The sequence below is a fragment of the Paenibacillus sp. An7 genome, assembly GCF_009870785.1.
GTDB lineage: Bacteria > Bacillota > Bacilli > Paenibacillales > Paenibacillaceae > Paenibacillus.
In genome coordinates this window covers 1-26,118 of sequence record NZ_WTWX01000008.1, presented here as the reverse complement: position 1 = coordinate 26,118, position 26,118 = coordinate 1, and the positions used below count along the sequence as shown (strand labels likewise).

Here is a 26,118-nt window from a genome sequence, read left to right as displayed (position 1 = left end):
TAGTGGATGGTTGAAAAAACTTACGTTTGTGGAAGGAGTCGCTGCTTGTCTTGCGTACTTGCTTTGCAAATACGCAAGGCGCAGCTTCCATGCGCTGAATACGCCTTCGGCTGGTACACTGCTCAGCTTTGCTCGAGCCGCCGGTAAACATCTAAAAGAGTTTAAAACCCTTGTAGCCTTCGGCGTGTTCTGTCCTGCTTCGCTTGGGACAGTAAGGGCAAGTGACTTAGACCTTTAGCCTTCGGCGTGCTCTGCCCTGCTTCGCTTGGGGCAGTAAAGGCAAGTGATTCAGAACCTTGTAGCCTTCGGCATGTTCTGCCCTGCTTTGCTTGGGGCAGTAAAGGCAAGTGACTTAGACCTTTAGCCTTCGGCGTGTTCTACCCTGCTTCGCTTGGGGCAGTAAAGGCAAGTGACTTAGACCTTTAGCCTTCGGCGTGCTCTGCCCTGCTTCGCATAGAGCTGTATATTAAGTTGTTGTAACTTCTAACGTAATACGGATTCGATATCTGTTAGTTTTACAACTTGTTGCTCACCAGTTTCCATCGACTTGATCGCAATTTCCCCACGCTCAAGTTCATCATCACCAAGAATTGCAGTGTAACGTGCTTTTAAGCGATCGGCAGATTTCATTTGAGCCTTCATTTTACGGCCCAAATAATCTCGTTCTGCACTGAAACCTGCTTGACGCAGTTTGAAGATTTGTTTCCCTACTTCAAGCTCGGCAGCCTCGCCTAAAGCTACAAAATAAACATCAAGTGGTTTAACCGCCTGCAAATCTACTCCCTGTTTATCAAGGATGAGTAAGATTCTTTCTAGTCCGATACCAAAACCAATACCTGGCTGATCCGGACCTCCTATACCAGCCACCAGACCGTTATATCTTCCGCCTCCGCCAATGGTATCAATCGCCCCAATTCCTTCGGCTTTGAGTTCAAACGCCGTCATGGTGTAGTAATCTAAACCTCTTACTAAACGGTGATTGAGTGTATATGGAATCTCAATTTCATCCAAGTATTGTTGCACTTTTTTGAAATGAGTCATTTCCTCTTCACTAAGGCTATCTAAAATAGAAGGTGCATCTGTGAATTTATCCTGATCCACTTTGCAATCCAGCACACGAAGCGGGTTACGCTCCATCCGAGATTGACAATCCTTACACAAGGTATCTTTCATTGGGTTAAGGAATTCAAGCAGAGTATCACGATACGCAGCGCGGCTCTCTGCATTTCCTACAGAGTTTAGCTCTACGCTTACGCCCTGAAGTCCAAGTTCACGGCAGAACTGATATCCAAGAGCAATAACCTCTGCATCAATCGCAGGATCTACAGCCCCGAACACCTCAACACCAAACTGGTGAAATTGACGCTGGCGGCCCGCTTGCGGACGCTCATAACGGAACATAGGTCCGGTGTAATACAATTTGGTTACATCCGGTTCTCCATACAACTTGTTCTCTACGTAAGAACGAACGACACCCGCTGTTCCTTCGGGACGAAGTGTCATACTGCGATCCCCTTTATCACGGAACGTGTACATTTCTTTCTCTACAATATCCGTTGTTTCTCCCACTCCGCGTTCGAACAAATTCGTCTGTTCAAAAATAGGAGTGCGAATTTCGCGGTAGTTAAACCGTCTGCAGAGATCCCTTGCTTTCTCTTCGACATACTGCCACTTTTCTACGACACCTGGTAACAAATCTTGAGTTCCTGTCGGTTTTTGAAAAGCCATTCTCATCCCTCCACTGCATCCTAATCAATCTTTATACAACAAAAAAATCCCTCGCACTGTTTCATTACTGAAACAGGGACGAGAGATTGCTGAATCGCAAGAATCTACCGTGGTACCACCCACATTTCGAAAGATGACCTAGTACACACCCTATATACAGGCATGAACATAACCAGCCATTCCTTCGCTTCAACGTGTAACGCTCGTCAGCGCGTAATGGCTACTCAAACAAAAACCCGTCTAGGATTCATTCTTTCTTTCGCCACTCGTTCTCGAGGAAGTCATTCGTCCGGTCATCATGAGAATCCTTCCAGCCAAAGGGATTCATCTCTATGCATGTGGGGCACGGAGTACTTGGTCCTGTCATCGAATCATTTATATTACCTATTATTGTTCGATTGTAATGAACCCATACCTCAAAGTCAAGCATTTCACATCATAAATTTACACAACAGGTGAGAGATATCCATTTTAAATTCCCTTATTGTCTTGATCATTAAAAAAAAGACAGAAAAAAACCTACAAAAACGGTTTGTAGGTTAAAAGAAAAATATATTAAAAAAGGGGGTCATGCTGTTATTATAAACAGCACATATTAACGAACGATGTTGTTTATATTACAAGTATGTTACAAATGTGAAAGCGCTTCACTTATTTGTCGATTCCTATACATATCATAACAAAAAACATAACAAAACAAGAGCCCTTTCCCCTGGGAAAAAGCTCTTGTTGTCTTAATAAAAAATTGTTATTCAAAAGATTCTACATAACCGCCGTTCTGACGAATTTTGTTGACTACATCATTATATTCTTCATCGTTCACCTTACAAGAAAGCACATATCGGAGGTCGTCAAGATCTGCTGATGATACATCCTCCGCATTTAGAATACCGCCTTCCCGGTTCCCGTTGACGTCCGCAGAAACTACTTCCTTAGGGTCCTCATCTGTAATAACAGGTACGATAGGTAAGCCTTGAGCTGATCCTCCTGTACCTGTTACCCCAACTCCTCCAGTTCCGCTTGCTGCGCCCGAACCTGCGCTGTTCGGTACGAAGGGGAGTAGGATATGTCTTTCCCTTCCTATTGCGGATTCTAGAGCACCAACCTCAAGCTGTTCTGTCGCATAGACCTGCAGAGAAGTTCTTGCCCCTTCTGCTTCATCTTCCGTTCTAAAATACGCTTGTATCTTCTTTGACATGACAAACCCTCCTTTGAAGTGATGTACCCAGGTAAAATGATATTCTTAATTAAATAAAATCATTGAATCAATTTTGTTAGATATTGAAAATTTGATTCGATTAAATCGCTTTTAGAATTTCACGAACAAATGCGGGTTCATCTTCTGGGGTACGGGAAGTAATGAAGTTACCATCTACGACTACTTCTTTATCCACGAATGTAGAGCCTGCATTAACCATGTCATCCTTCAGTGGTGGATAGGAAGTAATGGTCCGACCGGACAACAGATCCGCACTCGCTAAAATTTGTGGACCATGGCAGATTGCTGCGATTGGTTTTTTCGATTGATTAATTTCTTTTACAAAATTCAATATGTTCTCATTACCTCTTAGTCCTTCTGGAGAAGAGCCGCCTGGAATGACTACGCCATCAAAGTCACTTGCTTTGACATCCACAATTGCTTTGTCCACTTTATATTCTGCTTTCTCTTGTTTCCCTTTAACTGTCTTACCTGCTTCAAGTCCGACAATAACGACTTCGTGTCCTGCTTTTTTCACCTCATCGTAAGGTACCTTCATCTCGGAATCTTCAAATTGGTCTGCTAATAAAAATGCGATTTTACTCATCGATATCGTCTCCTTCCTGGCTTATGTGCCTCGAGATGTAATTACCCTCCTATGCCGAGTTTATAACATGTAAGGTAAAAATACTTTGTCGTATTCCTTCATAACGATGCATCAAAAAAAGCGATCCCCCTTGTTTGACTGAGACTTAACAGCCAATCAGGAGGATCGCAATAACTTCTAAGGACGAGGCATATTTTCTCTCGCCGGTTTATCCAATTGTCTTGTTTCAAAAAAAGCCGGTAGATTGCTTGATGTCTGCCTGGCAAGGTGCATCGCTTCCGAAATACTACTCGGCAAAAGTAAAGAGGAGTAACTCATATTTGCTTGTTTAAAAGATTGACGCATAAGAAAAGCACCTTCTTTTTAGCGGATCATTTCAGGTATATCTCCTATTATGTCCAGGTCCTTTTCTTATTAGTCAGGGTCGTTCCTTAAACAAACTTTCAAAGCTTTCTCACACTTTACTTTCAAGTATCAAGGTAACAGGGCCATTGTTTGTAAGTGACACATCCATCATGGCTCCAAACTTTCCAGTCTCCACTCGCAGCCCTTTTTTTCTTAACTGTTCGTTAAAGTATTCATACAATGGTTCAGCTACATCTGGCTTCGCTGCAGCCATGAAGTTTGGTCGTTTTCCTTTGCGTGTATCTGCGTATAGCGTAAACTGGGAAACCGATAAAATAGCTCCTTCTACATCAAGAACACTGTGATTCATTTTCCCAGATTCGTCTTCAAAAATACGCAGACCTGCAATCTTTTCAGCCAAATAATCTGCATCTTTCTCCTCGTCTTCATGAGTAACACCCACAAGAAGCATAAGACCTTGATCGATTTGGCCAATAATATCGTCGTCTACCGTAACTTTGGCGCTGCTGCAACGCTGGATAATCACTTTCACTATTTACATACCCCTTACCTTACAGCCTATTGCATAATCCGATGTACGCTATATACGTCCTTCACTCGTTTGATCTTCTCCACAACAGACTGCAGATGATCTGTATTCCGAATCAGAATCGTCATATGCACTTGAGCTAGTTTGTTCTTATCTGTTCTGCCTGTAACAGCAGAAATATTCGTCTTGCTTTCAGAGACAGCTTGAAGAACCTCATTAAGCAAACCATTCCGATCATGTCCTGTTATTTCAATATCGACACTGTAGTTTGCTGTTTCGCTTTCGACTTCCCACTCCACTTCAATCACGCGGGCTGCTTCTTCCTCTTGTCCATCGACAGACGGCAGGTTAGGGCAGTCCGTTCTATGCACCGACACACCGCGTCCGCGCGTAACATAGCCGACAATTTCATCACCAGGTACAGGATTACAGCATCTGGCGAAGCGTACAAGTAAATTGTCAATCCCCTTCACGCGCACACCATTGGTATGCTGTACTTTGCGCTCAGGTGCTACTTTAATTTCTTTACGTTCCGTAGTTAGTTCCAGAAGATTTGTTTCTTCTTGCTCCTTACGGAGTTTTTCAGTAAGTCGTGTGACGATTTGAGATGCTGTAATACCACTAAATCCAATCGCACATAACATATCATCGATATCATTAAAAGCAAAACGCTTAGCTACTTCTTGAAGTTTGTCGTCTGTCAGCCACTGAGAAGGCTCAAGATTGAGACGTTTCATTTCGCGTTCCAGGCTCTCTCGGCCTTTTTCAACATTCTCTTCCCGTTTTTCTTTCTTGTACCATTGCTTAATTTTGCTGCGTGCATGAGAAGATTGCGCAATTTTCAGCCAATCTCGGCTCGGACCATATGAATGCTTGGAAGTCAAAATCTCTACGATATCCCCGGTTTTCAGCTGATAATCCAGCGGAACAATCCGGCCGTTCACTTTTGCTCCAATGGTTCGATTACCAACCTCTGTATGGATCCGGTAAGCAAAGTCCAGCGGTACCGACCCTGCCGGAAGCTCAATGACCTCTCCTTTTGGCGTAAAGACAAACACCAAATCAGAGAAGAAATCCATTTTAAGTGACTCAACGAATTCAGAGGCATCTTTTGCTTCATTCTGCAGTTCAAGAATTTCCCGGAAGAAAGTGATGCTGTCTTCAAGATTATTCGCTCCGCCCTCTTTATAAGCCCAGTGAGCAGCAATACCAAATTCAGCAGTACGGTGCATATCCCAAGTACGAATTTGAACCTCTGTAGGCTCACCATTTGGTCCAACAACCGTCGTATGAAGCGACTGGTACATATTTGCTTTTGGCATTGCAATATAATCTTTAAATCTGCCTGGCATCGGCTTCCATAAAGTATGGATAATACCTAAGGTAGCATAACAGTCCTTAATATTATCAACGATAATACGAATAGCAAGCAGATCATAAATCTCATTAAACTGCTTGTTTTTTGTCGTCATTTTCTTATAAACACTGTAAATATGTTTGGGTCTTCCTGAAAGATCCGCTTGAATCCCCATTTCTCCCAATTTCTCATTAATTCGGTCAATAACGTTATCAATATAAAGCTCACGCTCAGCCCGTTTCTTATGCATCAGGTTCGCAATTCGGTAATATTGCTGTGGGTTCAGATATCTTAAAGCGATATCCTCCATCTCCCATTTAATCGCAGAAATACCTAACCGATTAGCAATAGGACAGAAAATTTCCAATGTCTCATACGAAATACGACGTTGGCTTTCTTCTGACTGATATTTAAGAGTACGCATATTATGAAGACGATCCGCAAGTTTAATCACAATGACACGGATATCTTGCGCCATCGCTATAAACATCTTACGATAATTCTCGTTTTGCTGCTCTTCCTTTGAACGGAACTTAATTCGCTCAAGCTTCGTTAATCCATCGACCAGCATGGCACACGTCTCGCCAAATTTCTTTCTGATTTCATCCAGAGGAACTGTAGTATCTTCTACAACATCATGAAGCAGGGCAGCAATAATTGATATGCTGTCCATCTGCATATTCACCACGATGTCTGCCACCGCCAGCGGATGCAATATATACGGTTCACCTGATTTGCGCGTCTGTCCGTGATGGGCTTCTTCAGCAAAGTCATAAGCCTCACGGATCAGGATAAGCTCAGGTTCTTTGATATAGGCTCCAGCCTTCTCCAGTAATTGCTCTATGCCCATCTAGATTTGTCCGTTTCCTTTCTATAATAAAATGGAACCCGCCGATTTTACGTCTACACAGGTTCCCCGAAAAAGTGATTTTATAATATTATGACGCTTACCTGCTTCTACGTCAACCATCGCCAGTAGATGACATAATCTGATGTTAATCACCATTTCTCCTTATGCCTCTCCTCTGTACTTGATTCCGCACGATCCCTTTTCTACAAAAATTACATTGAAAAATCACGGGAATCTGTATATCCTAGTAAAGATTGTTCGCGATGACGTCTTTTACAGCGTGACCAGCATGACATGAAAATTGAATAAGGAGTGAAATCATTTTGCAACGCGAAATACAAGTTAACGAGAAACTACCACTAGGAAGAGGCTTTTTACTCAGCATGCAACATCTGTTCGCTATGTTTGGAAGTACTGTTCTCGTTCCTAATCTTTTCGGTGTAGATCCCGGAATGATCCTGTTAATGAATGGTTTAGGAACACTTCTATACATATTTATATGTAAAGGGAAAATTCCTGCCTATCTGGGATCAAGTTTTGCATTTATTGCACCGGTAAGTATGGTAATAGAAAATAATCCGGATAATGGATACTCCATGGCACTGGCTGCTTTTATTATTACCGGTATTATCTTTTGTCTCGTAGCACTTATTGTTAAGTTTGTTGGGACAAGTTGGCTGGATGTACTCTTCCCACCCGCTGTAATGGGTGCTGTTGTTGCCCTGATTGGACTAGAGATCGTCCCTGTTGCCGCAGGAATGGCAGGACTGATTAATTCTAACCCGGCAGCCAATCCGAATTGGGCTCCTGATGCTACCACAATTACACTCTCTATGGTAACTCTGGGTGTAACCGTACTAGGTGCACTCTTGTTCCGCGGGTTTGCTAAAATTATTCATATTTTGATTGGGATCGTTACAGGTTATGTTCTTGCCTTTTTTATGGGCGTGGTAGACATCCATTCCATTACCAATGCGAACCTTATAACTGCACCTACCGTTACGACGCCCTCATGGGATATTGGTGTGATTGTAACCATTGTACCTGTAGCACTCGTTGTTATTGTCGAACACATTGGTCATCTACTCGTCACAGGCAGTATTGTTGGAAAAGACTTATCGAAAGACCCTGGGCTTCATCGCTCCCTTTTAGGTAACGGAATCTCAACCATCATTTCCGGTTTTGTCGGATCTACACCGAACACAACTTACGGTGAAAATATTGGGGTTATGGCACTTACCAAAGTGTATTCCATTTTTGTTATTGGCGGTGCAGCGATCATTGCTATTGTATTATCATTCTCGGGTACGTTTACCGCTGTAGTCGCTAATATTCCTGATGCAGTCATGGGCGGTGTATCACTTTTACTCTTCGGAATTATTGCGGCATCTGGTTTCCGTATCTTTGTAGAACAAAAAGTAGACTTCTCTAAAACAAGTAATATGATACTTACTACCTTAGTATTTGTAACAGGCCTCAGTGGTGTAACCCTTACCATTGGTACCGTTGAATTAAAAGGAATGGCACTAGCAACGATCGTAGGTATGATTGCAAGCCTTCTGTTCGGTCTGTTCCATAAACTTGGATGGATTGATGAATCCACCGAGAAAAAGAATCACTAAAATCAAAAAGGTATCCTCCACGCGGAGGATACCTTTTTTTGTAAAACCTAAAAAGCAGATGACAAGTTTATGGGCTATTTCCCCCAGATACCTGTCACCATAAATCTTAAGTTCAGCCTGAGAAAGATTAGTGCTTACAACTTAATATTTCATCAAAGAATATACGTTAATATCTGTCAGTTTATTTCTGCCTTTAAGTTCTTCAAGCTCGATTAAGAAAGCAGCCCCTACCACGTTGCCTCCAAGCTGTTCTACAAGGCTCACCGAAGTTGCAATCGTGCCGCCTGTTGCGAGCAGGTCATCTGCGATCAGCACATTTTGTCCTTTTTCAATCGCATCTGAATGCATTGCAAGCTTGTCTTTTCCGTACTCTAGGTCATATCCAAGTTCAATGGTCTCACCTGGAAGCTTGCCGCTTTTACGAATTGGGGCAAAACCAACACCCAGTGCATAAGCAAGCGGTGCACCTACGACAAATCCACGTGCTTCTGGACCCGCAATAACATCGATTTTCAGATCAGAAACCATTTGTTTCATTTCATCTATAGCTTTGCGATACATCTCGCCGTCTTTCAACAGGGTTGTAATGTCCTTGAAACTGATTCCCGGTTGTGGAAAGTCAGGTATAACCCGAATGTACTCTTTAAAATCCAAAATAATCTCCTCCTAATTTGAATGAGCTAGGATGCACCCTTTGTCTGAGATATCATCCATTGCATCAGTTGGGGCGCTGCCAAATCAAACATGGCTTTCTCCATTTCAGCCAGCTGCTCTATGGCCTGGTAGTTCCTGGAATCCGTCAAATTCTGCTTCGGCGGATTTGTCACAAAGGTCAATGTACCTGAATGACGTTTAATAAATGACAACTCTTCAAACACGTCCATGACTTTTGACATCATTCTTACAGAATATCCACATTGTCGGCTTAAAGCCTCAATCATCTCTTTTTCAGGCACAGCTTCCTGTCCCCATTTGGAAACAAGGACATATATACGTTTAAAGTCATCACGACTCGGTCGTTGTAATCTTTGTTTAGGATTGGCCGTACGGTGAAGAAGAATGACATTATTCGCTTTCACAATCATGCTTTGCATGGCTGTCCATTGCTCTGCAGTTTCAGGGATGTCCAGCACAAACAGACTTTCCAGATGCTTTTCGCCAATTTTTTTGGCTGAATCGTTCCACGGAACGATCCCAACCTTCCTATCATATACCCAAACGGCCTTTTCATACAAATGGTTTTCAATAGCAAATAAGTTTTTCTCTTGAACAAGAACTGCAAACTTTCCATCATTAGGAATAATCCTATGAGATAGATCTTTTATCATGGTATTCATTTCCTCAAGAGGTTCTCTGCAACCACGGTAATCAAACACCTGACGTGCTTTCACCCGGATATCTTCCATCATGAATTGAGGTTTTCTAGACCCATTCCATTCATTAATTTGAAGCGTCCCCATCACATCGATTATCGATCCCTCTGGGATGTAGTCAGCAAGTTTGCCTTTTCCAAATGAAATAGCATCCAACATTTTCCCATCCTGTTCAATCGTTAATTTTAAATGAGTTAGATCCTTGCCCATTTTCCGGCTTGCCATAAGTGTTGCATCTCGAATTATAAATTTAGGAGTAGGATTGTTCATACCAAAAGGCTGCATTTGTTCCATCTCTTCAATTACATTCAGCGGTACTTCAGATATGCGGCACTCTCCGTCTGTCTCTGTAACAGGAATAAAATGCTCAGGCTTCATTACTTGGCCGGCATACTCATTCAGCTTACACTCGAGCAGCTCCAGTTTATCCCGATGAAGCGTCATTCCTGCCGCAGCCGGGTGTCCCCCATAATGATCCATGATGTCTTTACAAGCGGTCAAGGCCTCATACATATCAAGTCCCGGAGTGGATCTGGCCGAACCTTTGCATTTTCCTGTGACAGGGTCAATCCCCAAAATCAGTGTGGGGCGATAATATCTCTCGAGTACTTTTGAGGCTACAATACCGACTACGCCTGGATTCCAACCTTCACCAGCTACAACGATAACATCAGGAACTTTACCATCCACTTTTTTTTGTTCCAGTATTTCAAAAGCTTCTTGCGTCATCTGCTCTACTACCTGCTGCCGCTCTCGGTTAAGCAGATCTAGTTCCTCCGCAAGATGTGCAGCTTCAAGAGGGTCTTCAGTGGTTAACAAGGAAACGGCTCTGCCTGCATGGGCAAGTCTGCCACTGGCATTAATACGAGGAGCAAGAGCAAATGCAACATTCGTTGAGTTAACAGTAGGCATGTCCACTCCACTGATTTCTAACAGGGCTCGAATTCCGGGAAATGAGGAATCTCTCATCTCTTCGATGCCTCTTTGAACAATAACTCGATTTTCATCTATAAGCGGCATGAGATCAGCGACGGTTCCGATCGTTACAATCTCCATCCAGGCACGAGGTACTCTTCCTAAAAGCGCTTCTGCCAATTTCATTGCGACACCAACTCCGGCAAGCCCCTTAAAAGGATAAGGACAGTCCTTCTGTTTTGGATTAATTAAGGCGTACGCTTCAGGAAGAACTTCAGGCGGCTCATGGTGATCCGTAACAATAACATCCATTCCGAGGGTTTTAGCATAAGCAATCTGTTCGACAGCACTAATTCCTGTATCTACCGTAATAACTAAGGTAACCCCTTGTTGATGCGCCCAATCCAGCGCATGATTATGAAGACCGTACCCTTCATTCGCTCGATGAGGAATATAGATATCGTACGAGGCAGACAGCTCTCTCATGAGATAAATCATAAGCGAAGTACTGGATACTCCATCAGCATCATAATCACCATAAATCAGGATATGTTCGCCTTGATCAAGAGCTTCGCGAATACGGGGAACAGCTTGCTGCATTCCTTTCATTAGGTACGGATCATGAAGCACTTCATCAGAAGGTCGCAAGAACTGCTCTGCTGTTGATTTACTATCAACACCTCGGTTTAGCAATAATCTTGACATCAAATGAGAAATGGATAATTCCTCTGATAACCCTTTTACTTGTTCATCTGTAATCTTGGGCTCGTTCCAATGATATTGAGAATAAAGCACTCATTAATCACCTTTCTTTCTAGCAAAAAAACAAAACTCAGATCATCCTGAGTTTTTATTTTCATTCTTATTGTAGTAACGTGTTCGTCTCTCTCTCGGCAAGATCACAATTACTTTTGTATGGGTATTCTGATTGATAGGGAACGACTTTCAGCTGAGCGCTAGACACTTGTTCAAAACGTCCCATTAGTAGTACTTTCGATCTTTCCGCTACTTCTTGTGCTTCTGCTACGGTCATACGCGGATTGACGGTTATTGTTAAATCTATATGAATTCCTTCTTCACGTTCATAGGCACAAATATGCTCCACGGTAACAATACCATGAACACGCTGAACTGTCTGCATGTAATCATAGGTATCTACAAAAAACTCTTCTTTTTGCCGTGTTATGTGACCGGTTATAAGCAGATAGCTCCTCCAAATCACGATTCCTGAAGTTAGAAGAGCAGCCATAGGCTCAGCATAAAGAAGATAGAAATAATCAAATGATTTACCAATCATCGATAAAATAATTCCAGTAAGCACCAATAAGGAAGTGTAAAATGCGTATCTATGCTGTTCAAAATAATGTTTCATAATCGAACGTTCAGCGTCTTTATATGTATGCCGCCATTCGTATTGAAACCAAAGTTCAGCAAAAGTGAAAGCGATAACTGCTGCAATTAGTGCACTGATATGCGGGGGCTCGGGATCTGCCTTTACCATCACTTTAACAGAAGATATGGCAAGTTGAAGCCCACCCAGTAGAACCAGTAGCGGAACAATGAGTGCTATGAATTGGCCAACTTTCTTCCTTTTCTCTGAAGATTCTGCGGGCGATCCTTTACCGCTCCATACCTGATATTTTCGTGTAAAAAGAGAACCTGCTTCACCTGCGGAATATAGAGCATCGCTTAATAATGCTCTATTTCCCGAAGCAATACCAACGCTTCCTTTTACAATAGTTAGAACCGTATTCTTACATACTTCCATCCAGAACATTACATGTATTGCTCGTTGTTGTTTGGTGGTCATCCGTGTTCCCCCTCTACACGTAAGACAGTTATATTAGAAAACCGCGCCTATAGCCATAAGACGCGGTTTTCGGTAATCCTTAAAGTTATGGAGTCGTCTTAGAAGGATTATTGTGATTTGGTTTTTGTTTGCCTTTAAGTACTGCCCATAATGGACTTGCGATAAAGATGGATGAGTAAGCCCCAAATACAAGGCCGATTACCATTGCAAGTGAGAACATCCGGATGGATTCTCCGCCAAGCAGGAACAGGAACAGCGATGCAATAAATACAGTAACTGTTGTGTACAGAGAACGAGTCATCGTTTGTGAAATACTGCGGTTGACGACTTCGTTTAAATCTGTACGTGTTTTAATTTTAGAGAAACGCAAGTTTTCACGTATACGGTCAAATACGACAATGGTGTCATTAATCGAGAACCCGACAATGGTGAGTACTGCTGTTATAAACGTTAAATCTACTTCCAATCGGAATAACGAGAAAATACTAATGACAACAAACGCATCATGCAGTAACGCTACAATGGCAGCAACCGCAAATCTCCATTCAAAACGGATCGTTACATAGATCATGATACCCAAGCTTGCAAGGAGAACAGCATAAATAGCGTTTCTACCCAGCTCTTTTGCCATTTCTGGATCAACCGTATTCACTTCAAAGGAAGCTTCAGGATCGATTTTCTCGTTAAAAGATGCTTTTAAGCTGCTTTCTTTTTCTTCATTAAGTACAGAAGGGAAACGAATACTAATCCGGTCACTTCCTGCAGAGATCTGAGGTTCCTCCGCTGAGAGTCCGATTTCTTCAAGGACCGGCTCAATCTCTTCTTTCGTTATGGTTTTGCTTGCTGTAATATCCACATTTGAACCTGATCGGAAATCTACACCATAGTTAAGTCCTAAGACCGCCAGACTTAATATACCAAGCAGTGTAATGATAATAGAAAAGGTGTAGAAATACTTACTGATCTTAATATAATCATAATCCCATTTAAAGCGCACGAATTTCACTCTCCTTCACTCCGAAGTAACTAGGCTTCTTGATGAGATTTGCTTTCACAAGCAGGTTCAATAAGAAGCGGGAGAAGAAGACATTCGTGAGGATACTTGTCACAATATCAATAATTAGAACGATGGCAAAGCCTCTTACAGATCCAGTTCCTAACCAGAACATGACGGCTGCAGCAATAATCGTTGTAATATTGGAATCCATGACCGTACGGAACGAAATTCTCTCACCTGATTTCACAGCAGACAGAATACTTTTGCCACTGCGAAGTTCTTCCTTAATCCGTTCGTAAGTAATAATATTGGCATCGACTGCCATCCCAATACCTAGAATGAAGGCCGCTATACCCGGAAGAGTCAGAACAAAATCACCGAGATAGAAAATAGCGAGTACAAGCCAAGTATGTGTGATGAGCGCAAAGCTTGCTACGATTCCTGGAATACGATACAAACTAATCATAAAGACTAGGATAAAGATGGAAGCAATAATCCCTGCTTTTATCGTTTGCTCAAGTGATAACTGACCTAGACTAGCCCCAACACTCTGAGAATATTTCTCTGTCAGTTTAAGAGGCAATGCCCCTAAGTTAATCGTATCACGAAGCTCGTTTGCTTCTTCTCTTGTAAAACTTCCTGTAATTTGTGCCTTACCGTCTGTCAGTGTTTGGTTAACTTTTGGAGCAGACAACAATTCATCATCAAGGTATATAGCAAGTGGTTTACCTTGGAGACGTTTTGTAATTTCAGCAAATTTTTCTTTGTCTTTGACCTGAATATCGACCATCGGCTCGTTTAGAGAGCTATAAACGACGGAAGCTCCGTTCTCAACAAATTCATTACCGCGAAGCTCGATTTTGCTGTATGTTCCGGGCTCATCATCTTCTGCTGCACTCCGAAATGTCAGTTCGGCAGGTTCTTTCATTTTACTCCGTACCTCTACCTCATCCGTAACACCCGCAAGCCTTAAACGAATGCGGTTCGTACCCTCTGTAGTTACTTCGGGTTCACTTGTGCCTAGTGCATTCGCACGTTGTTCCAAGCTTTTTGCGGTTTGTGTAAGTGATTCTCTGGTGACTGCTTGTCCAGCTTCGAGCGGCTGTGCTTCATATAGAATCTCAAAGCCTCCCTTAAGATCGAGGCCCAAGCGTATATCTTTGAGCAGCCCCGGGCTTGTATAGGCCATAACGCCAACCGTTACAAGCACGACCAGAATGAAACTGACTATTCTTTTCATGCCGTCCATAGTTCCCCCTTCATTCTCAATATTCCCATTATAGCGATGCAGGAAATCTCAGTCAATTTTCATTAAAAAAGTCCTCTTCCTTAGAAAGAGGAGCCTCGGTACGCAGATATTGTCATAAAGTTCATAAAACTGGTAGCTTTCAGCGACAAAATATCATTAACCAGTTGATGGAGTGGGGGAATTCCTTGTTTTTCATATTTGCGGCTGACGCAATTCCAAACATCCTTACTTGTAACATATTGATATCCCACTAATTGAAGTTCTTCTGCCTTACTGCAGCATAAGAGTTCAATTGCATTTTCCAACTCGTGGGCGTCCATTTCTTCAATAAATGATTCCATGGCGTTAAATCACTCCTTTTGTGCTCCTGCTTACCTATTCGACATCTTCCTACAGTATTCCTGCCTAGCTGAACGAGCATCTCCTTGGTGAATGAAAGGAAATCATCTGATTGTTAACTAACAGTCATGAGATGGGACAGGTTCGGCATATTCATGAAGTAGAACGAGTACCAAATGCCAAAACTTATTATGTACTAACCCATGGGGAAGAGGGATTAACACTTATGAAAAAACAAACGTTCATCCAGGGGACTATGATTTTGCTAGCAGCCGGCATCATTAATCGAATTCTGGGGTTCATACCCCGAATCGTTTTACCACGGGTCATTGGTGCGGAAGGCGTTGGCTTATATCAGCAAGGATACCCCTTTTTCATCGTTATCGTAACACTCATTACAGGTGGAATTCCGCTGGCTATAGCTAAGCTTGTAGCTGAGGCTGAATCCTATGGAGACGTAAAAGCGTCAGAGAAAATCTTGAAAACAAGTCTGTTCTTTACTTTGACTGCTGGTGCCGTCTTTACAGCGTTATGCCTCCTATTTGCTCCATTTGTAACAAGCCGCATTCTCACAGATGAAAGGGTTTATTACACATTTGTTAGTATGACGCCCATGATCTTAATCGTCGCCGTTTCATCCGTATACAGGGGCTATTTTCAAGGAAAACAAAATATGATTCCATCTGCGAGTTCCTCTATTGCTGAAACACTCATGCGTATTTTGTGCGTACTTTGGTTCTCCTACCTTCTGTTACCAAAAGGAATCGAATTTGCAGCAGCAGGAGCCATGCTCGGTGCAGTAGCAGGAGAGCTAATTGGCATGTTTGTTTTACTTTGGCAGCATGAACGTAATAGAAAAGCGGGTATATTGGTGCCCGCACCTATGCCGCAGACCAACAAGACTAAGATGGAAAGTAAATCGATATTCAAACGAATCATGTCTATATCCATTCCTGTTACTGCGGGACGTTTGGTCGGCTCCATCTCCTATCTTCTCGAAACAATCGTCACAGCACAAAGTCTTGCCCTTGCCGGATTCACAAAAGCTATAGCAACCGCGCAGTATGGGGCGATGCAGGGCATGGTTATTCCTTTGCTTCTTTTGCCGGGTGCCCTGACTTCTTCACTTGCTACGTCTTTGGTTCCTTCTCTATCTGAAGCTGCTGCCCGAAAAGATTTCAAAACCATTCACAAAAGAATGCACCAATCTCTGCGTTTAGCACTTGTTACTGGCGGACCCTTTGCAGTCATTATGTACGTCCTCGCAGAACCGCTTTGCCTGCTTCTTTACAATAACAGTTCCATTGCAGATATGCTGAGGACAATGTCTCCCTTTGCTCTATTTATTTACACACAAGCTCCCTTACAAGCTGCTCTTCAAGCTTTAGAACGTCCTGGTAAGGCGCTCTTCAATACAATGCTGGGTGCCATCATTAAGATCAGTCTCATCCTTTATCTTGCCTCAAAGCCCGAATACGGCATTTATGGCGCCATTATAGCCATCTGTATTAATGCCCTGGTTGTAACTCTGCTGCATGGAAGAAGTCTAAAACAGCTCCTTGGTTTCCGTTTTCGCTGGCTTGATGCTCTGAAAGTGGGCACAGGAATGATCATAATGGCAGCCGTTGTCGAGTATTTATTTCATCATCTTCCTTGGCCGAGTATATTGTTCCTTCAATTTCTCGCTTCTAGCTTTATAGGTCTGCTTCTATATTTATCGGTTATGGCAGCTTGTCGTTTAATTGATCTGCATGATTTATCTCGTGTTCCTATTCTAGGTGCTTGGATTCGTCGTAAATAAATGAATTACGTTTTTTTCTTTACGTTAACGTACAGCTCTCCTTTGTGGTCAATAGAACATAAAAATACATCTTTAAAATCTTTGACTCCTTTTTCTTGAATCCGATTTTTAAGCCAGAAACGATTTTTCTCAATTAACTCTAGATTAGAATCCTGTACTTTTCCGTCCATAATCAGCGGCAATGGCAGAGCTCCATAACGTATATTTTGCATTGCCTTTATATGTTCCTTGCTCTCTTCACTTCTTTTGATGTCTTCTTTCGATTTTAGATTGTTTTCGTTAGCCGATCCTGCTGACTCTGAAGATTCTGAGTCCCCTGTGTTGTCAGACATTGAAGTATTATTTTCTTTTTTAAAGGTGGTGAGTTTACCCGTCGTCTCCAGGATCGCAAACTGCAAATCATCCACATTATCAATACTTTGCTCTCTGAGCTGCTGCATTAAATCATCTAAATTATAGCGCTGCTTTCTCATCTCTTCTCTTTGCAGTTCACCATTAGAGACCAGGATGACCGGCTTACCATCCAAAGCAAGTCGAAACCAGCGGCTTTTAAGTCCGATCATAGCGATACCCACTTGCAATATCACAAGAATAACCATGGGAACGATCCCTTCATAAATAGGTCGTTGTATATCTTCAATAGCAAACACCGCAATTTCAGCGAGCATAATGGATATAACGAGATCAAAAACAGATAATTTCCCAATTTCTCTCTTACCCATCAGTCGAATGGCAAATGCAGCTATAAAATACATGAGTATCGTTCTTCCGATATGTATCATGATATGTTCCATCTTTTTATCTTATCCTCCCCTGCTTTGAGTCGCATTTATTTGCACTATAACAGTTCATAGCTTGACCGAAGACGGAAAAGTCATGCCATTTAATTAATGGAAAATCAAGTTCATATCACAGGTAGCTTGACCATACAATGTATTAATGAGAACCGAATGATTAAGGGAGGTCACCTTCATGCAATTTGTTCGCCGTTTGTTTTCTGTACGAATTAATAGTCCTCTGCTTTCTGGTTTAAATGCAGCTTTTATCTGGATGTTTATCGGTGCATTCGTCTTATCGCTTTTTCTTTGGCTTACAGGGATGCGTGAACAGGATTTATCGTTTTATACTTATGTAGTACATGCTGTTTCATTACTCATAGGTGGGTTCATATCAGGCAAAAGATCAAACGAACGCGGATGGTATCACGGCGGTATTATGGGAGCAGTATATGGACTGCTAATCCTTGTCATTGGTTTTCTTGCTCTTGATTCCTCCTTGCAACTGCAAGATATCCTGCAATGGGGTGCTGCCTTTATTCTAGGAGCAATCGGCGGTATTTTTGGAGTGAACGTAGATAAATCCTAATACATCAAGATCTAAATAAAAAAAGACTGTAGGCACACTAGTTTAAGCTAGTGTGCCTACAGTCTCCAGAGGACTCCTGAACAGGAGTCTTCTTTTGTTACTTACGCTTTATCTTCAGCGCTCTCTCTAGGAGATACAGCACTAATACTGCTGCGGTTAAATGTCAGTTTAGTGACATCGTTTACACGCAGTACAACAGTATCATCCATTACCTCTGTGATCGTACCGTGAAGGCCGCCAATCGTTACTACTTTGTCTCCCTTTTTCAAGGAATTCAATAAGTTTCGATGTTCTTTTTGTCTTTTTTGCTGTGGTCTAATGAGCAGGAAGTAAAACACTGCAAACATAAGTACCATCATAATGATAAGTTGCAAACCTCCGCCAGCTGCATTCGTTGTTGCTGTGAAATTCAACATTTTATTCCCCCCTTTCAAGACTTGGTTATAAGTAGTTACTTAGAAACCTTTGTCATTATCATGCAATCCATATTGATCAAAAAATTCATCCCGGAAATCAAGCAACCGATCATCCATAATAGCTTGACGTACTTTCTTCATCAAATCTAACAAGAAATGAAGGTTGTGGTACGTTGTAAGCCGCAGACCAAATGTTTCATCAGCCTTGATCAAGTGACGAAGATATGCCCTTGAATAATTCCGGCAGGTGTAGCAATCGCACTCAGGATCAAGTGGACCAAAATCACGAGCGTATTTTGCGTTACGAACAACGAGTCTGCCTTGACTTGTCATCGTTGTCCCATTTCGGGCAATACGAGTTGGAAGCACACAGTCAAACATATCTATACCGCGAATTGCACCTTCAATCAATGCGTCTGGTGAACCTACCCCCATTAAATAACGAGGTTTGTTACTAGGCAGCAATGGTACCGTGTAATCCAGTACATCGTACATTAAATGTTTGGGTTCTCCCACACTCAATCCACCAATAGCATACCCCGGGAAATCCATGGAAGTCAAATCCCGAGCGCTCTGTTTTCGCAAATCTTCATGCATTCCGCCTTGAACGATTGCGAACAATCCCTGGTCATTTGGCCGAGCATGACTTTCAAGACAACGCTCTGCCCAGCGGCTTGTTCTCTCAAGTGATTTTTTAACATATTCATAGTCTGCCGGATAAGGCGGACACTCATCAAATGCCATCATAATATCAGAACCTAGTGAGTTTTGAATATCCATGGCAACCTCAGGAGAAAGGAACAATTTATCTCCATTCAAATGAGAGCGGAAGTGCACGCCTTCCTCTGTTATTTTTCTCATTTCACTGAGGGAAAATACCTGAAAACCACCGCTATCTGTCAAAATAGGGCGATCCCAGTTCATAAATTTGTGAAGTCCACCTGCTTCACGAACAATATCGTGTCCTGGTCTGAGAAACAAATGATAGGTATTGCTCAGAATAATCTGTGCTTCCATTTCTTTGAGTTCTTCCGGACTCATCGTTTTCACCGTTGCTTGTGTGCCTACTGGCATAAAAATAGGAGTCTCGATTATCCCGTGCGGAGTATGAACGCGCCCAAGACGTGCTCCCGATTGTTTACAAGTTTTAATGTGTTCATAGGTTATCGCTGCTGACATTTTTCTCTCATCCTCTATCTGAATAAATAAACATCGAATCTCCAAAACTAAAGAAACGATATTGTTGTTTCACTGCCTCATTATAAGCTTTCATGATTTGCTCTCTGCCTGCAAGAGCACTAACCAGCATCACAAGAGTAGACTTGGGAAGATGGAAATTAGTAATGAGTGCATCCACTACTTTGAACGTATATCCTGGATATATAAAAATATCCGTCCAGCCACTGCTTGCTGCCAAGTCTTGACCTTTAAATTGATTTCCCACCGTCTCCAGTGTTCGGCAGCTTGTGGTCCCAACCGCAATGACTCTTCCGCCATTCTTCTTCGTCTCATTAATTAAATCTGCTGTTTCTTGCGAAAGAGAGTAATACTCGGCATGCATCACATGATCTTCTACTACGTCTACTGACATCGGTCTAAACGTTCCAAGTCCTACATGGAGAGTAAGAAAACCAATGCGAACTCCTTTTTGTTTAATTGCCTCAAGCAGTTCAGTAGTAAAATGAAGTCCTGCCGTTGGAGCGGCTGCTGACCCTTCATGTTTGGCGTAAACCGTTTGGTACCGCTCTTTATCTTCTAATTTTTCTTTAATATATGGAGGCAATGGCATTTGACCAAGCCGGTCCAATATTTCTTGGAAAATACCTTCATAATGGAAACGGATAATCCGTCCCCCCATATCGGTCTCTTCTTCAATCGTTGCTGACAACTCGTCTCCAAAACGGATGACAGCTCCTTTTTTCAGTCTTTTCCCTGGCTTAACAAGGGTCTCCCAGCGATTATCGCCAAGATTATGGAGGAGAAGAACTTCTGCTTTGGCTCCTGTATCTTCTTTTAGACCAAACAGTCTTGCAGGTATAACTCTTGTATCATTTAGAATCAACGTATCACCGGGATGAAGATAATTAATGATATCTGAAAAAGTATGGTGTTCCATTTCCCCGCTGTCCTTGTTCAGCGTTAGAAGTCTTGATGCAGTTCGATTTTCAAGCGGTGTCTGAGCGATTAGAGATTCAGGTAACTCAAAATCATATAGATCTACATTCATTATGTCGTCATTCCTTAACTATAGTTACGTTCTGATAATAGTGTTTCAAAATAGACTGGTAATCATACCCTTCATCTGCAAGTCCTTTTGCTCCCCACTGAGACAGACCCAGCCCGTGCCCATATCCTTGACCTGTAAACAGAAAAGCTTGGGTCTTACTAACTGCTCTTGCCTCGCTGTCTTTGTTCATGACAACCAGAGAGTTTCCAGAATAAGATGTCGTACCGGAAGCTGATACTACAGAAGCTCCAGCTGCCCCAGATTTAGTCACAACCTGTCCATTTGCACCTAGTACAGTATAACTTCCGGTATTCGTAATATCAAACAAAGTACTCGGTAAACTTCCAAAAGCACTGCGATATGCATCACCGTATTTAACACCAAGCACTTGTCCATTCGCTTTCACTTCTACTGCTCTACCAGATGGCCCCCTGCTTGTTACTTCCAAGCTAGAAATTGTGGATGGAACAGTCGTTGATATTTTTCCTTGAAGCATCGCTGAAATCTCCGCAGATGTAAACGGTCCGCGCATCCAGCTGTACGTACCCGATTCTTTTGTTTCCCCAAGAATAACCAATTCAGTACCTGGATTTAACTGGGCTACAGGAGATACGCTCGACTGGATAAGAGGGATTTTACGAACATTTGTATTTTTAGCAGTAACCGTAAGTTTAGGCAGTCCTGCCGCAGTTGCCCCTTCCAAGAGTTTTATATTATCTTCCCGGATATAGCCTGTCTTTCCGTCACTTAGAAGTACATGATACCAATTGTGTGTTCCTTCTTGGGCAGACTTATCTCCTGCACTATCTACGCTTGCGAATAGAGTCCCTCCACCATTCCATACTTCAGACGGATCAGCCGTTATTCCTCCCGCATTGGAAGAAAAGATAGCCTCAACAACTTTCCCACCACTTTTAATAACTTCTCCGGCAGTAGCATTTACTGCATTAGTTACGTTCTGATGTTCCGATCCGATTCCGTTATAAGCTTGGCTTAACGTTGTATCTACCACATTAGCAATCTTAAATTTATTCCCTTGAAAAAGTGCATAGCTCCGCGCAGCAACGGATTGTGCTTTTAACGATTCCGCTGGCCATGACGGGTATACTTCAGCTCCAACAACGGAATACAGATACTCTTCAAGAGGTACTTGATTGACAAGAGCGAGCTGCCCGTTATATACACTTATTTCAAAATCTCCTCGATATGTACGTCCGGAGCGCTCTGCTACTTTTATGCCAGTACTATTGGAATCCAGCATTAACTTCATATCAGTACCGCTTACGATATAGTGATTGGTTACTTCTGGAGAGACTAAATTAAGAGTCACATCTTGCCTAATAATTAACGCATTCATTCTCGCATTTACCGAACTTAAAGATAACTCTGGCAATTTAACTTTCACAAGTTTTTCTAACGTTGCTAAAGAAGCATCTGTTGTTTCTTCACCCACCCATACTGCATATTCAGGCCTGCCGCCTTCCGACTGGATGACTGTAAAAGCATCATAGCCGCTCGCAGTTACCGTATCGCGCATTATATCTGCTTCTTTCTTACTTGCAAATACTCCCGCTTGACTATGCTTGCTTCCTTTTACAACAGGCTTTTGTCCAGCTAGATAAGAAGCAGCTGTCTTCTGGGTTCGTACTGCAGCTGCTTCCGCAAGAGCTGATGTCGAGTAGTTTCCTGTGTAAACTTGATATATGGTTTTTCCGCTTTTAGAAGATTGATAAATGATGGGTTTGTCAGTCGTTCCTTGCAGTACTTTTGCAGCTTCGGAAGCTGTCTTGAATACATCTGTTTCTAGCACTTTCACACGAAAACCATCGACACTAAAACGTGTTTGTGTCGAGGCAGGTAATGAGATCCAAGACTCATAACCTGATGCCGCATCTATCCCTGCAGTCCAATCTCCATCTGTTTGAAGTGTAACTGCAGGTGTAGTGGATCTATAGGTGCTTCCGAGATCTGCGAACATTGCGACACGAATAGTGTCATTTATTGCAGCACTAGCTGATGGAAGCGGCCCCCATAAACTACCTGCCAGCAGTACTGCAGCAAGGGTCATCTTAGCTCCCTTTGTCCATAAAGAGCGGACATTTTGAGTTTTCTTTATTCGGTTCATTTATCGTTCTCCTCCCCATTCGTTGACCCAGAAATTCCTACACGCTTATTTTCACCTTGTTGCTGCGCACATCACAACATTTATACAGCCTAAGCATCAAATTATCGTTCTGTCGGCATTGGAATTCCTAGATGCGCATAAGCAGCTGGAGTCACCATTCTGCCTCGCGGAGTTCTTTGCAAAAAACCAATTTGCAGGAGATACGGCTCGTATACATCTTCAATGGTTTGACTTTCTTCTCCAATGGTAGCTGCGATCGTATCAAGACCAACCGGTCCTCCGCGGAAGCTGGTGACCATCGATTTCAGCATCTTATAATCAATATCGTCAAGTCCACGCGGATCGATTTGCAATCTTTTAAGTGCCTCTTCTGCTAGTGACGAAGTAATGATACCATCCCCTCGTACCATGGCAAAGTCCCGAACACGTTTGAGCAGACGGTTTGCAATACGTGGTGTCCCTCTTGACCGAAGTGCAATCTCTTCTGCCGCATCTCCAACAATTTCAATACCAAGTAAATCGGCTGTACGGGAAACGATAAAAGTTAACTCATCCACAGTATAAAACTCAAGCCGGCTGATTACTCCAAACCGATCTCGAAGCGGAGCAGATAACAGGCCTGCTCTTGTCGTTGCTCCGATCAAAGTAAAAGGCGGGAGATCCAGGCGCACGGAACGCGCACTTGGACCTTTACCAATCATAATATCAAGGGCAAAGTCCTCCATTGCAGGGTACAACACTTCCTCTACAGAACGATTAAGCCTGTGAATTTCATCAATAAACAGGACATCCCCCTCTTGCAGATTGGTCAGCAAAGCTGCAAGATCACCAGGCCGTTCAATCGCGGGTCCAGAAGTCGTCCGCAGGTTCACACCAAGTTCATTCGCAATAATGTTTGACAGTGTGGTTTTACCTAGTCCTGGCGGGCCGTATAAGAGCACATGATCCAGTGCTTCATTTCTCATTTTGGCAGCTTCAATGTATACCTTTAAGTTTTCCTTTACTTGATCTTGTCCAATATATTCATTCAAATAGCGGGGACGCAAACTCAGCTCCACCGCTTGATCTTCCATCATCAGGTTGGCGGATATAATCCGGTCATCCATACTTATCCCTCTATTCTATTCCTGTTTATCCGGTAAAGAGCATTTTCAGAGCTTTCTTCATAAGTACATCTGCTGTATCTTCTGCGGTTGTATCGTTTTTCATGCGGAGCCATACTTTATCAAGCTCACTGTCTGTATATCCAAGGGCTTTTAGACCTTCTCTAGCCTCGGACCAGTATGAGCCGTCGCCTTCAGCTGCTACATTAGGAGCAAAGAGTCCAGTGGCATATATTGCTCCTCCAAACCCATCCAGCTTGTCTTTTAGATCAAGAATCATACGCTGTGCTGTCTTCTTGCCGATCCCTGGAAGTTTGGTCAGAAAAGTAATATTCTCTTGATGAATCGCAGTAACCAGCTGCTCTGGCGTGCCTCCCGTTAGAATACCAAGGGCGACACGAGGACCGATTCCTGATACTTCAATGAGTTTCCGAAACAGTTGTTGTTCTTCACGACTTCCAAACCCGTAAAGCAGCATCGCATCTTCTCTTACATGGTGATGTGTGTATACTGTAACGGTACCTTCCTGTTTAGCGAAAATATAAGGATTAGGACAGAAAATCTGATATCCAATTCCCTGCACATCAATTACGACATAATCATTCTCAATGATTACGACCGGTCCTTTGATATAATCGATCATCTTTTAAAAACCTCATTTAATTTAGAATTTAGTGTATAAGAATGAGCATGACAGATAGCTACAGCCAGTGCATCAGCTACGTCATCGGGTTTAGGGATGGCTTGTAGCTTGAGGTACATTTTGACCATTTCCTGAACCTGTCTCTTCTCTGCTTTACCATAGCCCACAATAGCCTGTTTAACCTGCATCGGCGTATACTCCGCAATCGGTAATCCCCTTTGAATTGCTGCGAGAATGAGCACACCCCTTGCTTGACTAACCGACATCGCTGTCGTCACATTTCGATTAAAAAATAGTTTCTCTAATGCCACAGCATCAGGCTTATATTTATCAATTAATTGTAACATCGCCTCATACACATGAAGCAGTCTTTCCTCATCGGGTGTATGGGCCTCTGTCTGTATACATCCATATTGAACAGGAGTGAGTTTACTCCCTGTTTTATCTATAAAACCAAAACCAACAATAGCAATACCTGGATCAATCCCTAAAAAACGCAAACACATCTCTCCTTAACATACTGCGAACATATGTATCGTTTATTCATTATATCAAATGTTCCAGCCCTATAACGAAAAAGTTTGCACTTCGACGAAAACTCTAAATATTCCCTGAATTTTTTTTCATGTAAAACCAAAAAAGACGGATTTTCATCCGCCTTCTCTGGCCTATCTATTCTTACCTATTCTATAATATTTCCTGCAGGGGCAACCGCGTAATCACCAAAAGTAGAAAGCACACTATTATATTCCTCAATATCCTGAACACGTATGCCATTTTGCAGTTGCTCAAGAACGCCGGCTGGTAAAGAAGTTTCCATCGAACCAACATCCAGTTGAAAAAAAGTACGAATGGTCTTTTCTTCCTTTGGCTTTCCATCAAAGAGTGTTAGGTTCCCTTCTTTATCTAAACTCATATATGCATTCTCTTTGCAATGTGGAGACAGGTCATTAACGGTTTCCTGCACTACTAGATCACTTTCCGCCTCTATATAACCAGACCAGCCAGGATGCTGCTTGATTAGAGTGACCATTTCTTCAGGAGTGAAGTTACCTAAGTTCACCGTTTCTGTACCACAAACAAACTTCTTCTCTAAAAAAACTCGCCGCAATTTGTCGTTTGAACGAATCTGTTGCAATAAACTGGCTTGGGCCATGCTGCTGTCTTCTTCAAGGGATGCGTCTTCTTCCATCACTTCTATGCTGCCTGTTGTTAAGAGGGATTGCATCATTTGAGAGATCGGTAAGCCGGCCCCGGCTAATACTGCAAGTAAAATACATATCGTGAAAGTCGTTAACGTTCGTTTGATTTTTTTCCAACGTTTATTAAAATTAAGGAACTTCAATTGGATCCCCTTCTAACACACTTTTTAGTCTATTGTGACCGAGATCCAATCTATATATACAAGAAAAAGGTTATTGCCTAGGCAATAACCTTTTCATAATCGGGATGACACGATTTGAACATGCGACCCCCTGGTCCCAAACCAGGTGCTCTA

General features: G+C 42.5%; 25 protein-coding genes. 4 read left to right on the top strand and 21 right to left on the bottom strand.

The genetic code is table 11. From position 1 onward, the window contains the following. Window positions 1-10: 10 nt before the first annotated feature. On the top strand, window positions 11-238 hold the full coding sequence (locus GQY27_RS11415; RefSeq protein WP_160034415.1) for a hypothetical protein: 228 nt from the start codon (window positions 11-13) through the stop codon (window positions 236-238). Window positions 239-483: 245 nt separating this feature from the next. On the opposite strand, the gene hisS is transcribed toward GQY27_RS11415, so the two are convergent. The 6 genes from hisS to GQY27_RS11385 form a co-directional block, all read right to left on the bottom strand. Continuing rightward, a complete protein-coding gene (gene hisS, locus GQY27_RS11410) occupies window positions 484-1,728 on the bottom strand; it encodes a histidine--tRNA ligase (RefSeq protein WP_160034413.1) in 1,245 nt (414 codons plus the stop codon). Between the two features lie 748 nt (window positions 1,729-2,476). After that, window positions 2,477-2,926 (bottom strand): hypothetical protein, encoded by a 450-nt coding sequence (locus tag GQY27_RS11405; RefSeq protein WP_160034411.1) that lies wholly within the window; start codon window positions 2,924-2,926, stop codon window positions 2,477-2,479. 100 nt (window positions 2,927-3,026) lie between these two features. Continuing rightward, the gene (locus GQY27_RS11400) at window positions 3,027-3,533 is read right to left on the bottom strand and encodes a type 1 glutamine amidotransferase domain-containing protein (RefSeq protein WP_160034409.1); all 507 of its coding nucleotides are present in this window, start codon (window positions 3,531-3,533) and stop codon (window positions 3,027-3,029) included. 177 nt (window positions 3,534-3,710) lie between these two features. Beyond that, entirely contained in the window at window positions 3,711-3,878 is a 168-nt protein-coding gene (locus tag GQY27_RS11395) for a hypothetical protein (protein ID WP_160034407.1), read from the bottom strand. 109 nt (window positions 3,879-3,987) lie between these two features. After that, the gene (gene dtd, locus GQY27_RS11390) at window positions 3,988-4,431 is read right to left on the bottom strand and encodes a D-aminoacyl-tRNA deacylase (protein WP_160034405.1); all 444 of its coding nucleotides are present in this window, start codon (window positions 4,429-4,431) and stop codon (window positions 3,988-3,990) included. 26 nt (window positions 4,432-4,457) lie between these two features. After that, a complete protein-coding gene (locus GQY27_RS11385; protein WP_160034403.1) occupies window positions 4,458-6,635 on the bottom strand; it encodes a RelA/SpoT family protein in 2,178 nt (725 codons plus the stop codon). Between the two features lie 323 nt (window positions 6,636-6,958). Between GQY27_RS11385 and uraA the strand changes: the two genes are divergently transcribed. Continuing rightward, window positions 6,959-8,257: a uracil permease gene (uraA, locus tag GQY27_RS11380; RefSeq protein ID WP_160034401.1), complete on the top strand. Its 1,299-nt coding sequence runs from the start codon at window positions 6,959-6,961 to the stop codon at window positions 8,255-8,257. A 141-nt stretch (window positions 8,258-8,398) separates the two neighbouring features. Here the strand turns inward: uraA and GQY27_RS11375 are convergent, their stop codons facing one another. From GQY27_RS11375 to GQY27_RS11350, 6 genes are all read right to left on the bottom strand, one after another. After that, window positions 8,399-8,911 carry an adenine phosphoribosyltransferase gene (locus GQY27_RS11375; RefSeq protein WP_160034399.1) on the bottom strand — a complete coding sequence of 171 codons (513 nt, stop codon included), beginning with the start codon at window positions 8,909-8,911 and terminating at the stop codon, window positions 8,399-8,401. 26 nt (window positions 8,912-8,937) lie between these two features. Further along, window positions 8,938-11,340, bottom strand: coding sequence for a single-stranded-DNA-specific exonuclease RecJ (gene recJ, locus GQY27_RS11370; RefSeq protein ID WP_160034397.1), 2,403 nt, complete (start codon window positions 11,338-11,340; stop codon window positions 8,938-8,940). A 67-nt stretch (window positions 11,341-11,407) separates the two neighbouring features. Continuing rightward, complete coding sequence (locus tag GQY27_RS11365; protein ID WP_160034395.1) at window positions 11,408-12,355, bottom strand: cation efflux transmembrane domain-containing protein; 948 nt, start codon at window positions 12,353-12,355, stop codon at window positions 11,408-11,410. 85 nt (window positions 12,356-12,440) lie between these two features. Then, entirely contained in the window at window positions 12,441-13,352 is a 912-nt protein-coding gene (secF, locus tag GQY27_RS11360; RefSeq protein WP_160034393.1) for a protein translocase subunit SecF, read from the bottom strand. After that, window positions 13,342-14,592: a protein translocase subunit SecD gene (gene secD / locus GQY27_RS11355; protein ID WP_160034391.1), complete on the bottom strand. Its 1,251-nt coding sequence runs from the start codon at window positions 14,590-14,592 to the stop codon at window positions 13,342-13,344. Before secD ends, secF begins: the two co-directional genes overlap by 11 nt. An 89-nt stretch (window positions 14,593-14,681) precedes the next feature. Then, window positions 14,682-14,942 (bottom strand): post-transcriptional regulator, encoded by a 261-nt coding sequence (locus GQY27_RS11350; RefSeq protein ID WP_160034389.1) that lies wholly within the window; start codon window positions 14,940-14,942, stop codon window positions 14,682-14,684. 224 nt (window positions 14,943-15,166) lie between these two features. On the opposite strand from GQY27_RS11350, the gene spoVB reads away from it, so the two are divergent. Beyond that, the gene (gene spoVB, locus GQY27_RS11345; protein WP_160034631.1) at window positions 15,167-16,741 is read left to right on the top strand and encodes a stage V sporulation protein B; all 1,575 of its coding nucleotides are present in this window, start codon (window positions 15,167-15,169) and stop codon (window positions 16,739-16,741) included. 5 nt (window positions 16,742-16,746) lie between these two features. On the opposite strand, the gene GQY27_RS11340 is transcribed toward spoVB, so the two are convergent. After that, a complete protein-coding gene (locus GQY27_RS11340; protein WP_160034387.1) occupies window positions 16,747-17,535 on the bottom strand; it encodes a YetF domain-containing protein in 789 nt (262 codons plus the stop codon). A gap of 178 nt (window positions 17,536-17,713) precedes the next feature. On the opposite strand from GQY27_RS11340, the gene GQY27_RS11335 reads away from it, so the two are divergent. Next, window positions 17,714-18,106, top strand: coding sequence for a TIGR04086 family membrane protein (locus GQY27_RS11335; RefSeq protein WP_160034385.1), 393 nt, complete (start codon window positions 17,714-17,716; stop codon window positions 18,104-18,106). Between the two features lie 101 nt (window positions 18,107-18,207). Here GQY27_RS11335 and yajC read toward each other — a convergent pair whose 3' ends face one another. The 8 genes from yajC to GQY27_RS11295 all read right to left on the bottom strand — a co-directional run bounded on the left by yajC (window position 18,208) and on the right by GQY27_RS11295 (window position 25,965). Continuing rightward, window positions 18,208-18,522 (bottom strand): preprotein translocase subunit YajC, encoded by a 315-nt coding sequence (yajC, locus tag GQY27_RS11330; RefSeq protein ID WP_160034383.1) that lies wholly within the window; start codon window positions 18,520-18,522, stop codon window positions 18,208-18,210. Window positions 18,523-18,561: 39 nt separating this feature from the next. Continuing rightward, window positions 18,562-19,701, bottom strand: coding sequence for a tRNA guanosine(34) transglycosylase Tgt (gene tgt, locus GQY27_RS11325; protein WP_160034381.1), 1,140 nt, complete (start codon window positions 19,699-19,701; stop codon window positions 18,562-18,564). Window positions 19,702-19,708: 7 nt separating this feature from the next. After that, complete coding sequence (gene queA / locus GQY27_RS11320; protein WP_160034379.1) at window positions 19,709-20,749, bottom strand: tRNA preQ1(34) S-adenosylmethionine ribosyltransferase-isomerase QueA; 1,041 nt, start codon at window positions 20,747-20,749, stop codon at window positions 19,709-19,711. Between the two features lie 7 nt (window positions 20,750-20,756). Continuing rightward, entirely contained in the window at window positions 20,757-22,874 is a 2,118-nt protein-coding gene (locus tag GQY27_RS11315) for a SpoIID/LytB domain-containing protein (RefSeq protein WP_160034377.1), read from the bottom strand. A gap of 101 nt (window positions 22,875-22,975) precedes the next feature. After that, window positions 22,976-23,980, bottom strand: a complete 1,005-nt coding sequence (gene ruvB, locus GQY27_RS11310) for a Holliday junction branch migration DNA helicase RuvB (RefSeq protein WP_160034375.1) — start codon at window positions 23,978-23,980, stop codon at window positions 22,976-22,978. A 25-nt stretch (window positions 23,981-24,005) separates the two neighbouring features. Further along, window positions 24,006-24,620, bottom strand: a complete 615-nt coding sequence (gene ruvA, locus GQY27_RS11305) for a Holliday junction branch migration protein RuvA (RefSeq protein ID WP_160034373.1) — start codon at window positions 24,618-24,620, stop codon at window positions 24,006-24,008. Then, window positions 24,617-25,120, bottom strand: coding sequence for a crossover junction endodeoxyribonuclease RuvC (ruvC, locus tag GQY27_RS11300; RefSeq protein WP_160034371.1), 504 nt, complete (start codon window positions 25,118-25,120; stop codon window positions 24,617-24,619). The genes ruvA and ruvC overlap by 4 nt, the downstream gene beginning before the upstream one ends. Before the next feature lie 182 nt (window positions 25,121-25,302). After that, window positions 25,303-25,965 (bottom strand): BofC C-terminal domain-containing protein, encoded by a 663-nt coding sequence (locus tag GQY27_RS11295; protein WP_160034369.1) that lies wholly within the window; start codon window positions 25,963-25,965, stop codon window positions 25,303-25,305. Window positions 25,966-26,118 lie beyond the last annotated feature (153 nt).